The organism is Sphingomonas sp. Root241, from assembly GCF_001428865.1.
In the GTDB taxonomy this organism is placed as follows: Bacteria; Pseudomonadota; Alphaproteobacteria; order Sphingomonadales; family Sphingomonadaceae; genus Sphingomonas.
Window position 1 is genome coordinate 140,558 of the sequence record NZ_LMIV01000003.1, and the last position, 14,163, is coordinate 154,720.

At 65.6% G+C, this 14,163-nt stretch carries 15 protein-coding genes; 2 read left to right on the forward strand and 13 right to left on the reverse strand.

Annotation, left to right across the window (positions count from 1 at the left end):
- Positions 1 to 44: 44 nt before the first annotated feature.
- A complete protein-coding gene (locus ASE13_RS15945) occupies positions 45 to 1,829 on the reverse strand; it encodes an ABC transporter transmembrane domain-containing protein (RefSeq protein ID WP_056618254.1) in 1,785 nt (594 codons plus the stop codon).
- Between the two features lie 190 nt (positions 1,830 to 2,019).
- Between ASE13_RS15945 and ASE13_RS15950 the strand changes: the two genes are divergently transcribed.
- Positions 2,020 to 3,249 carry a polyhydroxyalkanoate depolymerase gene (locus ASE13_RS15950; protein WP_056618256.1) on the forward strand — a complete coding sequence of 410 codons (1,230 nt, stop codon included), beginning with the start codon at positions 2,020 to 2,022 and terminating at the stop codon, positions 3,247 to 3,249.
- 12 nt (positions 3,250 to 3,261) lie between these two features.
- Here ASE13_RS15950 and ASE13_RS15955 read toward each other — a convergent pair whose 3' ends face one another.
- From ASE13_RS15955 to ASE13_RS15980, 6 genes are all read right to left on the reverse strand, one after another.
- Positions 3,262 to 3,594, reverse strand: coding sequence for a hypothetical protein (locus tag ASE13_RS15955; protein WP_056618259.1), 333 nt, complete (start codon positions 3,592 to 3,594; stop codon positions 3,262 to 3,264).
- 75 nt (positions 3,595 to 3,669) lie between these two features.
- The gene (locus ASE13_RS15960) at positions 3,670 to 4,038 is read right to left on the reverse strand and encodes a YkvA family protein (protein WP_056618262.1); all 369 of its coding nucleotides are present in this window, start codon (positions 4,036 to 4,038) and stop codon (positions 3,670 to 3,672) included.
- A 164-nt stretch (positions 4,039 to 4,202) separates the two neighbouring features.
- Positions 4,203 to 4,682 carry a pyridoxamine 5'-phosphate oxidase family protein gene (locus ASE13_RS15965; RefSeq protein WP_056618265.1) on the reverse strand — a complete coding sequence of 160 codons (480 nt, stop codon included), beginning with the start codon at positions 4,680 to 4,682 and terminating at the stop codon, positions 4,203 to 4,205.
- A gap of 44 nt (positions 4,683 to 4,726) precedes the next feature.
- Entirely contained in the window at positions 4,727 to 5,677 is a 951-nt protein-coding gene (locus ASE13_RS15970) for a glucokinase (RefSeq protein ID WP_056618268.1), read from the reverse strand.
- Between the two features lie 206 nt (positions 5,678 to 5,883).
- Complete coding sequence (locus ASE13_RS15975; RefSeq protein WP_056618271.1) at positions 5,884 to 7,059, reverse strand: acetyl-CoA C-acyltransferase; 1,176 nt, start codon at positions 7,057 to 7,059, stop codon at positions 5,884 to 5,886.
- 11 nt (positions 7,060 to 7,070) lie between these two features.
- On the reverse strand, positions 7,071 to 7,502 hold the full coding sequence (locus ASE13_RS15980) for a MaoC family dehydratase (protein WP_200955768.1): 432 nt from the start codon (positions 7,500 to 7,502) through the stop codon (positions 7,071 to 7,073).
- A gap of 320 nt (positions 7,503 to 7,822) precedes the next feature.
- On the opposite strand from ASE13_RS15980, the gene ASE13_RS15985 reads away from it, so the two are divergent.
- Positions 7,823 to 8,755: a DUF2167 domain-containing protein gene (locus ASE13_RS15985; protein ID WP_056618276.1), complete on the forward strand. Its 933-nt coding sequence runs from the start codon at positions 7,823 to 7,825 to the stop codon at positions 8,753 to 8,755.
- Here ASE13_RS15985 and ASE13_RS15990 read toward each other — a convergent pair.
- From ASE13_RS15990 to ASE13_RS20185, 6 genes are all read right to left on the reverse strand, one after another.
- Positions 8,752 to 9,144 carry a VOC family protein gene (locus ASE13_RS15990; protein ID WP_235537013.1) on the reverse strand — a complete coding sequence of 131 codons (393 nt, stop codon included), beginning with the start codon at positions 9,142 to 9,144 and terminating at the stop codon, positions 8,752 to 8,754. The genes ASE13_RS15985 and ASE13_RS15990 overlap by 4 nt on opposite strands.
- Positions 9,141 to 10,265, reverse strand: coding sequence for a mechanosensitive ion channel family protein (locus tag ASE13_RS15995; protein WP_056618279.1), 1,125 nt, complete (start codon positions 10,263 to 10,265; stop codon positions 9,141 to 9,143). Before ASE13_RS15995 ends, ASE13_RS15990 begins: the two co-directional genes overlap by 4 nt.
- Positions 10,266 to 10,272: 7 nt before the next feature.
- Positions 10,273 to 11,286 (reverse strand): DNA topoisomerase IB, encoded by a 1,014-nt coding sequence (locus ASE13_RS16000; RefSeq protein ID WP_056618283.1) that lies wholly within the window; start codon positions 11,284 to 11,286, stop codon positions 10,273 to 10,275.
- Positions 11,287 to 11,356: 70 nt separating this feature from the next.
- Positions 11,357 to 12,454 (reverse strand): acyltransferase family protein, encoded by a 1,098-nt coding sequence (locus ASE13_RS16005; protein ID WP_056618986.1) that lies wholly within the window; start codon positions 12,452 to 12,454, stop codon positions 11,357 to 11,359.
- Positions 12,451 to 13,800 (reverse strand): putative O-glycosylation ligase, exosortase A system-associated, encoded by a 1,350-nt coding sequence (locus ASE13_RS16010; RefSeq protein WP_056618286.1) that lies wholly within the window; start codon positions 13,798 to 13,800, stop codon positions 12,451 to 12,453. Before ASE13_RS16010 ends, ASE13_RS16005 begins: the two co-directional genes overlap by 4 nt.
- Positions 13,793 to 13,945, reverse strand: coding sequence for a hypothetical protein (locus tag ASE13_RS20185; protein ID WP_200955754.1), 153 nt, complete (start codon positions 13,943 to 13,945; stop codon positions 13,793 to 13,795). The genes ASE13_RS16010 and ASE13_RS20185 overlap by 8 nt, the downstream gene beginning before the upstream one ends.
- Between the last annotated feature and the right edge of the window lie 218 nt (positions 13,946 to 14,163).

Genomic DNA, 14,163 nt, shown 5'->3' on the forward strand with positions numbered 1-14,163 from the left:
GAAAGCCGGCTGCTTTCGGCGCGGGCGCTTTCTCCCGAGCCGGGTCAGACCGCGTCGTTGAACTGCAGCGCCGCGAGTCGCGCATAGAGGCCGCTCGTGCCGACCAGCTCGGCATGGGTGCCGGTCTCGACGATGCGGCCTTCGTCCATCACGATGATCCGGTCGGCGGCGCGCACGGTGGCGAGCCGGTGCGCGATGACCAGCGTGGTGCGGTTCTCCATCAATCGCTCGAGCGCGTCCTGGACGAGGCGTTCGCTTTCGGCATCGAGCGCCGAGGTCGCCTCGTCGAGCAGCAGGATCGGGGCGTCGCGGAGCAATGCGCGGGCGATCGCGATGCGCTGGCGCTGGCCGCCCGAGAGGCGCGCGCCGCCTTCGCCGAGGAAGGTGTCGAGCCCCTGGGGAAGCTCGCGCAGGAAATCACCGGCATTGGCGGCCTCGGCCGCGGCCCAGATCGCCTCGTCGCCGGCGTCCCATGCGCCGTAGCGGAGATTGTCGCGCGCCGAGGCGGCGAAGATCACCGTCTCCTGCGGCACCATCGCCATGCGAGCGCGGACCTCGGCCGGATCGGCCTGACGGATGTCGACGCCGTCGATGCGGACCACGCCCGCTTCGGGATCGTAGAAGCGCTGGAGCAACTGGAACAAAGTCGATTTGCCCGCGCCCGACGGCCCGACCACCGCGACCGTCTCACCGGGGCGAATGTCGAGCGAGTAATCGGCGAGGACCGTGGCCTCTGGGCGCGTCGGATAGCGGAAGGTGACATGCTCGAAAGCGACCGCTCCCAGCGGCGGTTGCGGGAGTGGCACGGGATTGGCGGGCGCGGCGATGTCCGGCTGCTCGCGCAACAGCTCGGCGAGGCGGCTGGCGGCGCCGGAGCCGCGGAGCAGTTCGCCATAGACTTCGGTCAGCGCGCCGAAGGATCCGGTGACGAGGCCGGCGGTGATGACGAAGGCAGTGATCGAGCCCCCCGAGATGCGGCCCTCGGCGACGCCGTACACCGCGTCCCACATGATCAGCGTGATCGCCGTGAAGAGCAAGCCGATCACGGCGGCGGTCATCACCGCGCGCAGCCCGAACCGGCGCTTGGCGGCGGCGAAGCTGCGCGTGACGGCGCCTTCGAAGCGCTCGGCCTCGCGCTTTTCCTGCCCAAAGGCCTGGACGATACGCATCGCGCCGAGAGTCTCGGAGGCGATCGAGCCGATATCGGCGACGCGATCCTGGCTCGAGCGCGAGAGGGCGCGGACGCGGCCGCCGAGCCAGACGATCGGCAGCACGATCACCGGGATGCCGACCAGCAGGAAGGCGGCGATCTTGGGCGCGAGCGTGAACAGATAGACGATGCCGCCGACGCCGGTGAGCAGGTTGCGCAGCGCGGTCGAGACGGTGTTGCCGACGACCATTTCGACGATCGCGGTGTCCGAAGTGAGCCGCGAGGCGATCTCCGACGGGCGGTTTTCCTCGAACCATTTGGGGGGCAGGCGCAGGAGGTTGCGGTGCACCGCCATGCGGATGTCGGCGACGGTGCGCTCGCCGACCCAGGAGACGAAGAAGAAGCGCACCGCGGTGGCGATCGCGAGCACGAGGACGACGAGCAGCAGGCCCTGGAAATAGACGCTGATCGTGCTCGTATCGGCACCCTTGGCGAAGCCGTTGTCGACGATCTGCTTGAAAGTGCGCGGGATCCACAAAGTCGCGACCGACGAGGCGATCAGCGCCAGCGTCGCCACCGCGAGCTGGAGCGGATAATGGCGCGTGAAGCTCCAGACGACGAGCAGGTTGCTGAGCTTGCGCCGCGATTGCGGAGCGGGCGCCGGGGCGGGATCGGACATGGCGCGCGGCCTAGCGCGATTGGCGGAAGAGGGGAACCTTCTCTTGCGCCAGCGCCCCGTCCGGAAACGGCATTGGGAACTCATCTCATATTTGGAAGATTTGGTATGACAACGTTGCACCGCAGCACGGCGCGATCTATTAGTCTGATAAGTCGCCGCCGTTCCAACGGGTGACGGTGGAAGGAATTTGATGCTCTACGACGCGTACGAGATTCAACGGTCACTCCTCGCCGGCGCCAGTGCCTGGGCCAATTTCTCCGCGGGGCTGCTCAACAATCCGGCCAATCCCTTTGCCTATTTCGGTGGCGGGCCCGTGCTCGCCTCGGCGCTCGAAGTGTTCGCGCACGCCTCCGCTCCGCGCGGCAAGCCGGATTTCGGGCTCGACTTCACTACGATCGACGGCAAGCAGATCGAAGTGCACGAGGAAATCGTGCTGCGGATGCCGTTCGGGCAATTGAAGCGCTTCGTCCGCCAGGGCGTGGAAGGCGGCCCCAAGCTGCTGATCGTCGCGCCGATGTCCGGCCATTATGCCACGCTGCTGCGCGGCACGGTCGAGCGGATGCTTCCCACGGCGGACGTCTACATCACCGACTGGCGCGACGCGAAGCTGGTGTCGCTCTCCGAGGGGCGCTTCGACCTCGACGACTATGTCGATTATCTGATCGCCTTCCTCGAGCATATCGGGGCGGAGGGCGATCCGCGTCCGCACATGCTGGCGGTGTGCCAACCCTCGGTCCCGGCCTTTGCCGCAGCGGCGCTGATGAGCGCGGACAAGCATCCGAATCGTCCGAAGACGCTGACGATGATGGGCGGGCCGATCGACACGCGCGAGGCGCCGACCGCAGTCAACACCCTGGCGACCGAGCGGCCGCACAGCTGGTTCGCGCAGAACGTGATCGCCACGATCCCGGCGACCTATGCGGGCGCGGGGCGGCGGGTCTATCCGGGCTTCCTGCAGCTCGCGGGGTTCATGACGATGAACCTCGGCAGCCACATGGTCAGCCATTGGGAGATGTTCAAACACCTCGTCCAGGGCGACGGCGAAGGCGCCGATTCGACGATGAAATTCTACGAGGAATATCGCTCGGTCTGCGACATGACCGCGGAATTCTATCTCCAGACGATCGACGTGGTGTTCCAGGCGCATTCGCTGCCCAAGGGTGAAATGCTGCACCGCGGGCGGCGGGTCGATCCTTCGGCGATCACCGATGTCGCGATCCTCGCGATCGAGGGCGAGCGCGACGACATTTCGGGGCTCGGCCAGACCAAGGCGGCGCTGACCATCGCGGACAAGCTTCCGGCGAAGCTGAAGAAATACCACATGGCGCCCGAAGTCGGCCATTACGGCATCTTCAACGGCTCGAAGTGGCGGACGAAGATCGCGCCGGTGCTCGAAAGCTGGATCGCCGCGCACGGCTGATCGCCGCGAGATCTAGTCTTGGTAGCCGAGCTGGGCGAACGTGCTCTTCAGCCAGAAGAACGACCCGGCGGCGCAGATCGCGATTATGGCGAAAAGCACCCAGCCTGTGGGCGTGAGCGTCTGCCGCTCGGCATTGCGATAGGGCAATTTGTCGCCGGCGATGAACAGAAACAGGCCGAAGACGAGCGTGAGCGGCACGAGGGCGAATATCTCGAGATGGTAGCGCACCTCGGGCACTTGTGCGCGGGCCGCCTGCAGCGGCAACCAGATGCCCCACCAGCCCAGTGCTATACCAACCGCAGAGAACAGAAGCCCGGCCAGCCGGTTCCGAAGATCAGGATTCATCGTTCTCACTCCCCTCGAACGCCGTTCGTAGAGCCGAAGCATGACAGGATGAAGCGTGTTGGCAACGGGGCCAGCTCAATCATATGCGGTGACCAAAGCGCTCCAGGCGAGGATCGCGAGCAGGCCCCAGATCATCAGCACGATCAGCACGCCACCCCAGCTCACCGGGCGTCGCGTGGCGATCTCGGCCGCAGCGCGGTGCTCGGCGAACTGCTCCCGCGGGATCATCTTCTCGAACAGCCACACCCCGATCGGGATCAGGATCACGTCGTCGAGCAGCCCGAGCACGGGGATGAAATCGGGGATCAGGTCGATCGGCGACAGCGCATAAGCGGCGATCAGCAGGCCGAGCAATTTGGCGTATAGAGGCGTCCGCGGATCGCGCGCCGCGAGCCAGACGGCGTGCGCTTCGGTGCGGATGCGGTGCGCAAGCGAGGGACCCATGGCGATGGAATCGCGCGCAAAAGGGACACTGGTCAATCCACAATCGTCATCCCCGCGAAAGCGGGGACCCATCTCCCGGGCGCGCCACAGATACAACAGTTGTTGCAGGTTGCCGCTTCTGCACGAGATGGGCCCCCGCTTTCGCGGGGGTGACGGTGTGGGGATCAACTCTCAGCGGTGGTGCCGACCACCGCGTGGCTGCCTTCCTCGCTGCCCCTGATCCTGCCGCCGAACAGCATCTTGAGCGCGCCGGAGACCGACATGTCCGTCTCCCACAATTCGGCACTGTCGATGTCGAAGCGGAGCAAGGCGAGGTTGGGATCGTCCTTGCCCCCGGGGAACCACGCCTCGACATAGCGGCTCCACAATTTGTCGATCATCGCGAAATCATTGTCGACGCGTGCGGTGCCGGCGAGGCAGGCGAAATAATCATGCCCCTTCGACACGAACTGGGCCATGGCCGGGCCGCCCTTCGCCAGCCGGTTGTCCTTGCCGACGAAGAAGAAGAGAGTGTCGACCTGATCCTTGTCGAGCTGGGCGGTGAGCGGGATGCTGTGTCCGCCGTCCATCAGCCCGATCATCACGAAGGGGCTGTCGTCCAGCTTCGACCAGAGATCCTTCTTGAGTTGGGCGGTGTCGACCATGGTGCGCTCCCGGATTGCGTTCGGGAGAGTAACGGCGTGGACGTTCAGGCGTTCCCGAGTGCGGCCGCGGCGCCGAGCAGCTCCAGATCGGTGCGGTTGACCAGCGAGACGGGAACTTCGGAGAGCTGGCGCCGGAACGCGGCCTTGGCTTCCATGCGGCGGCGAAAGCCGGGATCCATCAGCTGCGGATGGAGCGCGCGGGCGATCGCGCCGGTGAGGAAAACGCCGTCCCACGCGCCGTAGGCGAGCGCGAGATCGCCGGCGAAGCTGCCGAGATGCTCGACGAACATGCGGACCACCGCGGTGCTCACCGGATCGCGGCCGATGTTGCGCGTGACGTCCTCGGGCTTTTCGAGCTTCTTGCCGCCCGACAGCGCCTCATAAGCGAGCAGCAGGCCGGGCGCGCTGAGCAACGTCTCGATGTCGAAGGTCATGCCCTTCGACGTGCAATATTGGGCGAAGGTACGTTCGTCGGCAGTAGTCGCGGCGAACGACATATGGCCCGCCTCGGTCTGGAGCGCGTTGAGCTTGCCGCCCGCGGTGACCAGCGCCGCGACGCCGAGCCCCGTGCCGGTGCCGATCACGACATAATTGCCGCCCGCTTCGACCAGCCGCGGGGGCGGACCCTGGAGCGGCGTGAAGGCAGCGGTCGGCAACATGGTCAGCGCGAGCGCATTGGCGGCGCATTCGTTGAGCGCACGCGGACGGATGCGGAGCACCGCCTCGACGCCCGAGAGCGAGATGTACCAGCGGCTGCCGGTGAGGTTGATCAGGTCGCCACGGACGGCACCGGCGACGGCGAGTACGCTCGGCAGGCGGGCTTCGCGCAGCCCGACGTCGCCGAGATAGGAGACCAGCGCGCTGGTGAAAGTGGGGTGCTCGGCGGTCATGAATTTGCGTACGTCGCGCGGCGTCAGCCCCGCGTCGCCGCCGGTCAGGCCAAATCGAACCGATTGGCGGCCGATATCGGCCACCAGCGCCAAGTCTTCAGCCATGCGCGGCCCCTCCTGTGATTGCCCCTTTTTGTAGGGACTTTGAAGCTGATATCGCTAACATTTGTTACAGAAACAACAATGATGTTAGTCGGCAGCGCCGGCGTAAACCTCGAAGGGGCTCGTTTGTTGCGCAAGCCGCGTCGCATGCGCAGGAATCCGGGGCAGGTTGGTTGCGGGGTACCGTCGGCGGCACCCCGCCCGGCGAGTCACAGGACCTCGAACAGCCCCGCCGCGCCCATGCCGCCGCCGATGCACATCGTCACGACGACGTATTTCGCGCCGCGGCGCTTGCCTTCGATCAGCGCGTGGCCGGTCATGCGTGCGCCCGACATGCCGTAAGGATGGCCGATCGAGATCGCGCCGCCGTTGACGTTGAGCAACTCGCCCGGGATGCCGAGCTTGTCCTGGCAATAGAGCACCTGCACCGCGAAGGCCTCGTTGAGCTCCCACAGGCCGATATCGTCCATCTTCAGGTTGAAGCGTTCGAGCAATTTGGGGATCGCATAGACCGGGCCGATGCCCATCTCGTCGGGCTTGGTGCCGGCGACGGCCATGCCGACATAGCGGCCGAGCGGAGTCAGGCCGCGCTTCGAGGCGAGCGATTCCTCCATCAGCACCGAGGCCGAGCTGCCGTCCGAGAGCTGGCTGGCATTGCCGGCGGTGACGGTGCCGTTGGGGAGGACCGGGTTGAGGCCCTTGAGTCCCTCGAGCGTGGTGTCGGCGCGGTTGCCTTCGTCCTTCGAGAGCGTGACTTCCTTCTGCGAGACTTCCTTGGTCTCCTTGTTGGTCACGTTCATCGTCGCGGTAACGGGGACGATCTCGTCGTCGAACTTGCCCGCGGCCTGCGCGGCGGCGGTGCGCTGCTGCGACCTGAGGGCATATTCGTCGCAGCGGTCACGGCCGATGCCGTAGCGCGCGGCGACGACTTCGGCGGTCTGGAGCATCGGCATGTAGATGTCGTTGTGCATCGCCAGCAATTCGCGATCGGGCTCGACGCGCATCGCCGGGGTCTGGACGAGGCTGATCGATTCGACACCGCCGCCGATCGCGATGTCCATATTGTCGACGATGATCTCCTTGGCCGCGGTGGCGATCGCCATCAGGCCCGAGGCGCATTGCCGGTCGACCGACATGCCGGCGACCGAGACGGGCAGGCCGGCGCGAAGCAGCGCCGTGCGCGCGATGTTGGCGGCCTGGCTGCCTTGCTGAAGCGCGGCGCCGAAGACGACGTCCTGGACCTCGGCGGGATCGATGCCTGCGCGCTCGACCGCTGCACGAATCGAATGCGCGCCCAGCGTGGGGGCGGGGAGCGCGTTGAACGCGCCGCGATAGGCGCGGCCGATCGGGGTGCGGGCGGTGGAGACGATGACTGCGGAGCGCATTTTTGTTCCTCTCAGACGTAAATGAGCGCGATCCATTCGGCGATCAGCGCGGGTTTTTCCTCGCCCTCGATCTCGAGGGTATATTGCTGAACCTGTTCCCAGACACCGGGCTTGCGCTCGGTGAACTTCAATAACTTGAAACGCCCGCGAACGCGTTTGCCGGAGCGGACGGGAGTCAGAAAGCGAACCTTGTTCCCTCCATAATTGACGCCCATCTTCACACCTTCAACCTTCGGCGTGTCGGTCTTCGCGGCGAGCATCGGCATCAGCGACAGCGACAGGAAGCCATGCGCGATCGTACCGCCGAACGGAGTTTGCGCGGCCATTTCGGGGTTCACATGGATGAACTGGTGGTCGCCGGTCGCCTCGGCGAACTGGTCGATCATCGCCTGCGTGACCTCGACCCAGTCCGACACGCGTTCGGTGCCGATGCTTTCGGCCATCTGCTGGACGCTGATCGTATCCACCGAGATTGTTCTCCCGCGCAAATTCCTGAGTGGCGCAGCTCCATCTAGTGAACCCGGTGGGCCTATCGCAAGCGTCACTTGACCGAAAATTTGAAAATCCTGACTGACGTAGCGTCTACGCTCGCATAATCATCGCAAAGCGGCATCGTATCGCCGAACCCAATATTCTAAAGCCGTTGCTTGCCCGCCCCCGGCGGACCAGAGGTTGGCGACGCGGCGATGCTTTCGCTTGACGAAGCCGGCAACTGAAGTTCCAATTCCGAGTGGCCGGCTTGCGGCCGAGAGGGGGACGGGGCATGCGAAACTGGGGGAGCAGCGCGGCGGCGCTGGCGGTGATGTTGTGCGTGGCGGCACCAGCGGTGGCGAAGGATACGCCCAAGGCCGAGGCCCGGGCTCTTCCGCCCGCGATGGCTGCGCTGGAGAAGAGCCTGCACCCGCAGACCGGCGACGTGCGCATCCCCGAGGCCAAAGCGGTAATGCATCTGGGCGACCGCTATTATTTCCTGCCCGCCGCCGACGCGAAGCGCGTGCTCGTCGAGGGCTGGCACAATCCGCCCGAAACCGCCGAGGGCGTGCTGGGCATGGTGCTCGCCAAGGATACGACGATCTTCGACAATGTCTGGGGAGCGGTAATCACCTATGAGGACACCGGGCACGTCGCCGATACCGACGCGCAGAGCCAGGATTATGGCACCGTGCTCAAGGGCATGCAGGACGGCACCGAGTCGCAGAATCCGGAGCGCAAGCAGGCGGGCTATCCGGCGATGCATCTGGTCGGATGGGCGCAGCCGCCGGCCTATGATGCCGGCAATCACGCGCTGATCTGGGCCCGCGAACTCGCGCTGGAAGGCGATCCGGTCAACGGGCTCAACTATGACGTGCGGCTGCTCGGGCGGACCGGCGTGCTCAGCCTCAACATGCTCGCCTCGATGAAGGATCTCGGCGACGTCCGCACCGCCGCGCAGAGCTTCGGCCGCTCGGTGAGTTTCGAGCCCGGCGCGGCCTATACCGACTTCAACGCGTCGACTGACAAGTCGGCCGAGTACGGACTGGCCGGGCTGGTCGCGGGCGGCGTCGCGCTGGGCGTGGCCAAGAAGATCGGGCTGCTGGCGATCATCCTCAAATTCGGCAAGGTGATCCTGATCGGATTGGCGGCGTTCGGCGCGGCGGCGCTGGGCTTCTTCCGGAAGTTCTTCGGCCGCAAGGACGGGGACGAAGGCACGATCTAGCGGCCTTGGCCGCCGCCGTTGACGTGAAGGATGTTGCCGTCGGGGTCCCTGAACCAGATCGCGCGGAAATCGCCCTTCACGTGCACGCCGTCGCGGACTGCGTCGAAGCCTTCGGGATATTCGTCGAGGGTGACGCCCTTGGCGCGCAGATCGGCGGCGATCGCCTCGACTTCGCCGCCCGCGTCCCAGACCACGGCATTGGCCTGGTTCGTGCCGGCATAGGCGCTCTTGTAGACATTGAGCCGGGTGCCGCCGGTGTGGATCGCGAACACATCACCATGATCCTCGGCGAGCGGCAGGCCCAGTGTCTCGGTGTAGAAGCGTTTGGCGACCGCCACGTCATGGCACGGCACGATCGCGGAGCTGTTCCAGTCCGAGAGCATGGTCATTCCTCCTTGCCCTGCAACGGCGGAAAGGGGCGTTCGGGTGCAATCAGGTTGAGCTGGGTCGGATAGGCGAAGGTGATCTTGTGATCGCGGAAGCGCGCGAGGATCGCCGCGGCAACCTTGTCGCGGGCTTCGGGCGGGAAATCGATGCCCTGCGATTCGAACTCGACGTCGTAATCGAGCCCGGTCGCGCTGAAGCCGGTGATCCCGCCATGGTTGATCTTGTAGCCCGAGCTTTCCACCGCGTCGCGGAGCAGTTCGGGGAGCGAATCCACCACTTCGGGCGGCGTATCGTAGCCGAGGTTGAAGATGAACTTGAAGCGATTGCGGATGCGATCGCTGGTGTTGAGGATCTCGTTGTCGAGCAGCTTGCGGTTCGAGACGATGCGCAGTTCGCCGGCGGCACCGCGCAGCCGGGTGGACTTGAGGCCGATCTGCTCGACCACGCCTTCGCTCGATCCGAACTTGATGTTGTCGCCCAGGCGGAAGGGGCGATCGAAGATGATCGACAGCGCCGCGATGAGGTCGCCGAAGATGCCCTGCGCCGCAAGGCCAATGGCGATGCCGCCGATGCCGAGGCCGGCGACGAGGCCGGTGACGTTCACGCCGAGATTGCTGAGCACCATCACCAATGCGATCGCGAACAGCACGATCGTGACCAGCAGGCGGATGATGCCGAGCGCGCTGGCGAGGCCGGTCCCGGCATCGTCGCCGTGCGTGCGGTGCTCGACCAGCCCGAAGATGACCTCCCGCACCCAGATCGCAGCCTGGAACACCGCGGCGATGGTGAAGAGGAACTGGATGGTGGCTTCGACCATCGGCGGGGCGCCGGCATATTTCGACACCAGGCACAGCGCGACCATGATGATGAAGAAGTTGCCGGTCTTGGCGACTGCGCGCCCGAATATCGAATACCAGTTCGCCACGCCTTCGCCGCGCCTGCACAGCCGCACGCCCCAGCCGCGCGCCGCATAGAGCGCGACGACGATGGCAGTGGCGATGGCGGCGGCGATCAGGATGTTGAGCCAGTGCGACTGGACCCAGACCGACGAATCGCGAACCAGGGCTTCGGTCTGGGTCTGAATGTCGACTTCCGGGAGGATCGGGGCTTTGTTGGTGGTCATGCGATGCTCAGGCTGCCTTGGCTCGGGGAGCGGCGACGTCTTCGAGAAGGGCGATCAGTCCGCGTTCGTAACGGTTCAGGTAGCGGGTGGCTCGCGGCAGGTGCAAGCGTTCGCGAAACGCGGCCTGTGCGTCCTTGTCTTTGGCGAGTTCGATCAGCCGCGGATGGACATAGGATTTGCGCGCGATCGCCGGCGTATTGCCCAGCGCCTCCGTCACTGGATCGAGCATCGCCTTGATGCCGAGATAACCGTCGGCGGACGCGAGCGCCGCGAATGCGATGACGCTCGCGCCCCAGGTGCGGAAATGCTTGGCAGTGAAATCGTCCGCCATCGCCTCGCGGATATAGGCGTTGACGTCGGTCGAGGTGACCGGATGCGTCTCGCCGGCATCGTCGATCCAGCGGAAGAGATGCTGGCCGGGCAGATCCTGACACCGTTTGACGAAGGCGGAGAGCGTGCGATCGGTGATCGTCATCACGCGCAGCTTGCCCGATTTGGCGCGGAACTGGAGCTTTAGCGTCTGGCCCTTCACCTTCGCGTGGCGCTTGCGCAGCGTCGTCGCGCCGAAGCTTTTATTCTCCTGGGCATAGGCCTCGTTGCCGACGCGGATCGTGCCGAGATCGAGGAGACGGACGACCGCGGCGACCGCTTTCTCCTTGCACAGCCCGCGCAGTTTGAGATCGGACTCGACGCGCTCGCGCAACTTGGGAAGGTGGTGGCCGAAGGCAGCGCAGCGATCGTATTTCGCCGCCTCCTGCGCCTCGCGAAAGCCGGTATGGTAACGATATTGCTTGCGGCCCTTGTCGTCCCAACCGACCGCCTGGATATGGCCATTGGGATCGGGGCAGAACCAGGCATTGATATAAGCGGGGGGCAGGCCGACCCGGTTCAGCCGGTCGATCTCGTCGCGATCGGTGATCCGCTTGCCGTCCGGGCCCCAATAGCCCCAGCCGTGGCGCACCTTGCGCCGGGTGATTCCGGGTTCCTGATCATCGACATAGACGATGGCGTCGAGCGTCATCGGGCCTCCTCGCTTGTCGCGTTGAATGCGCGGAGCATCGCTTCGTTCCGGAAGCCGCGTATCGCCGCGTTCAACCGTGCGGTGATCCACTGCCTGCAGGTTGAACTTGCCGCGGACGCCTGAGGGTCAGACCGTTCACCCGGCGCTGCGCGGGGCGCTCCACCCAATGGTAGAGCGCCGCCGAGCTGGCGAGTACCAGCACGAGATACGCCGCGATCAACGGCGCGCCGACCGCATGCGTGTCGTCGACGAAAGCGAGCTTGAAGGCGAACCAGAGCAGGAAATGACCGAGATAGGTCGCGTAGCTGATCTCGCCGAGATAGTGGAGCGGGCGGCCTTCGAGCGGGTTGCCCGGCTTGCCGGCGGTCAGCGCGAGGCCGAGGAGCAGGGCGGCGAACGCGGCGGGGACGGCGAGCGTTTCGGGAAGGCGGCCGGCGATCCAGCCGGCGAGCAGGACCAGCGCCGCCGCGTTGCAGGCGATGGTGGGCAAGCGCCAGGTTTCGCGCCAGCGCATCCACAAGGCGGCGACCGCAGTGCCGCACGCGAACTCGAGCACGCAGCGGATCAGCCCCAGGCGCGGGATGTCGAGACCCAGGGTCGTCTCGCCGCGCATTGCGAAGACAGTGTGGAGCAGCACCAACAGCGCAGTGATCGCGGCGAGAATCGCGGGGGTGGGCACGCGGCGCCAGTCGATCGCGAGGACGAGCAGCGGGAACAGCAGATAGGCAGCGAGCTCGCAGGAGATCGACCAGGCGGGGTCGTTCCATGACAGCGTGGAAGTGAAGCCCCAATTCTGCAGGAGCAGCACGTGAAGCGGCAGTTCGGCGAGCGGGAAGTGCGGCGCATCGCGCCCGGTCGCGAGCAATATGAAGGCGAGGAGCAGTCCGAAGCCGAGCATGAACAGATGCAGCGGCCAGATGCGGGCGATCCGGCGCTTGAGGAATTCGGGAACCGCGGCGAGCCCGCCGGCCCGCAGCCGCTCCGACCAGCTCATCCAGATGACGAAGCCCGACAGCAGGAAGAAGAAGTCGACCGCCAGATACCCCTTGGCGAGCACTGCCGCGGCGGGCGCGGGCAGTCCGGCGATCGACAGGCGGATGTGGAAGAGCACGACGAACCACGCGGCAATGCCGCGTATCGAAGTCAGCGCCCGCAGCTCGGTCTTCACGCGGTGGCGACCCGGGCCTTGCGCAGCGGGCGCCACGCACTCTCGGCACGTTTGCGGCCGCAATAGGTGTCCAGCCCGATCTGCGCGCCGATCAGCATGTAGACGAAAGGCTGGAAGGCGATCGCGATGAACACCGCGCCGAGCAGATAGATGATGTGCGCGCTCTGCAGCGCCGAGGCGAGCGGGCCGATCCATTCCTGTCCGGGCTCGGGCTTGCGATAGCGGCGGCGGAGCACTTCCATGCGGAACAGCCCGGCCAGATTGATCAGCAGCCAGATGGCGAGGCCGGGATAGCCCTGTTCGCCGAGCATTTCGAAATAGGCGCTGTGATAGGCCCGGGCCTTGTCGACCTCGAGGCTGCGATCGACCTTGGCCGAGCCGCCATCCTCCTGCACCGCGACCTTTTCGTAGCGGATCTGGTTCTGGCGATAGGCCTCGAAGCCGCCGCCCAGCGGGCGCGTCTTCACATAGTCCATCGTCCACTTCCACACCGCGATCCGAGTCGAGGCCGAGGCATCGGCCTGATAGGTCTTGATGGTCTCCATCCGCTCGGTGAAGGCGGAGGGGAGGAAGGGCACGGCGACGAGGCCGATGCCGCCGAGCGCGGCGAGATAGACGAACTTGCGCTTGGTATCGCGGATCATCAGCAAGGCGAGCAGGCCGATGCAGAGCAGGCCGGTGCGCGTCGAGGTGCCGACCGGGATCAGCAGGCAGGCGAAGATCAACGCATAGGAAAAGGCCTTCACGCGCCAGTCGGGCGCGAAGATCGTGCCGTAGCGGGTGAACCAGAGGATCAGCGGGATGATCGCGATCGCCACGGTGGAGATGGTCGAGCCTTCGTAGAGACCCGAATTGTTGGTCACCATCAGGTTCAATTCGCCATAGCCGCCGCCCGAGCCGAGCGTCTTGATTCCGCCGACGATGATGATCGACGCGGCGGAGAGGACCATGAACAGCAATAGCGATTCGATGCGCAGCCGGGTGCGCAGCGTGAGCGGCAGGAAGGCGGCGAAGGCGAGCGCCTTCCACACCCATTCCCATTTGTCCTTGGCCTCGATCGGGAAATCGGCGTGGAGCGTGGTGTAAAGGCAATAACCGAGCAGCAGCACGATCAGGAACTGGCGCGGGGCGACGCGAACGTCCTTCTTGTCGTCGAACGCCAGCCAGCCGGCCACCGCGAGCGCGACCGCGAGCATCGAGATCGGGACCGAATTGAGCAGCAGATAGGTCAGCCGCTGCGGCGAGACGATATCGATATAGGCGTAAGCGAGCACGAACAGGAACGGGCGGCGAAAGCCCGTCGCCAGCAGTGCCGCGAGGAATGCGATGAAGGCGAGATCACGCACCGGGCTTGCCCCAGCGGCTCTTCTTCGGGCCGGCGGGCGGATCGTTCGGACCCGATTCGTGATCGAGGTCGGGGCGGCGCAGCAGCAGGAAGGCCGCGAGCAGCATCAGCCCATGCGAGAGCCCGAGCGATAGATTGTCGATCATGTCCGCCCGCGCGCTCCTTCTTGGGCGCGGGTGTAGTGCGGTTGGGTTGACGCGGCGTAAACTAGGGGGCGGGTTCGGCTATCGGTGGTTAGCCGCGAAAGTCACACTAGGGTCACACTGCCTGCATGGTTCTGGCCGGCCGTATTTCCTGCGCAGGCGATCCAGGATGAGGTGGACCAAGCAGCATTATACTCCCGCTTTCGCGCGAGCAGGATGAG

Excerpts from the sequence above, each read along its gene's own strand:
- ASE13_RS15965 (WP_056618265.1), bottom strand. The coding sequence starts at position 4,682 with ATGGTCGACACCGCCCAACTCAAGAAGGATCTCTGGTCGAAGCTGGAC.
- ASE13_RS15950 (WP_056618256.1), top strand. The coding sequence starts at position 2,020 with ATGCTCTACGACGCGTACGAGATTCAACGGTCACTCCTCGCCGGCGCC.
- ASE13_RS15995 (WP_056618279.1), bottom strand. The coding sequence starts at position 10,265 with ATGACCACCAACAAAGCCCCGATCCTCCCGGAAGTCGACATTCAGACC.
- ASE13_RS15960 (WP_056618262.1), bottom strand. The coding sequence starts at position 4,038 with ATGGGTCCCTCGCTTGCGCACCGCATCCGCACCGAAGCGCACGCCGTC.
- ASE13_RS15990 (WP_235537013.1), bottom strand. The coding sequence starts at position 9,144 with ATGACCATGCTCTCGGACTGGAACAGCTCCGCGATCGTGCCGTGCCAT.
- ASE13_RS15980 (WP_200955768.1), bottom strand. The coding sequence starts at position 7,502 with ATGGCCGAAAGCATCGGCACCGAACGCGTGTCGGACTGGGTCGAGGTC.
- ASE13_RS15975 (WP_056618271.1), bottom strand. The coding sequence starts at position 7,059 with ATGCGCTCCGCAGTCATCGTCTCCACCGCCCGCACCCCGATCGGCCGC.
- ASE13_RS16000 (WP_056618283.1), bottom strand. The coding sequence starts at position 11,286 with ATGACGCTCGACGCCATCGTCTATGTCGATGATCAGGAACCCGGAATC.
- ASE13_RS20185 (WP_200955754.1), bottom strand. The coding sequence starts at position 13,945 with ATGATCGACAATCTATCGCTCGGGCTCTCGCATGGGCTGATGCTGCTC.
- ASE13_RS15955 (WP_056618259.1), bottom strand. The coding sequence starts at position 3,594 with ATGAATCCTGATCTTCGGAACCGGCTGGCCGGGCTTCTGTTCTCTGCG.
- ASE13_RS15970 (WP_056618268.1), bottom strand. The coding sequence starts at position 5,677 with ATGGCTGAAGACTTGGCGCTGGTGGCCGATATCGGCCGCCAATCGGTT.
- ASE13_RS15945 (WP_056618254.1), bottom strand. The coding sequence starts at position 1,829 with ATGTCCGATCCCGCCCCGGCGCCCGCTCCGCAATCGCGGCGCAAGCTC.
- ASE13_RS15985 (WP_056618276.1), top strand. The coding sequence starts at position 7,823 with ATGCGAAACTGGGGGAGCAGCGCGGCGGCGCTGGCGGTGATGTTGTGC.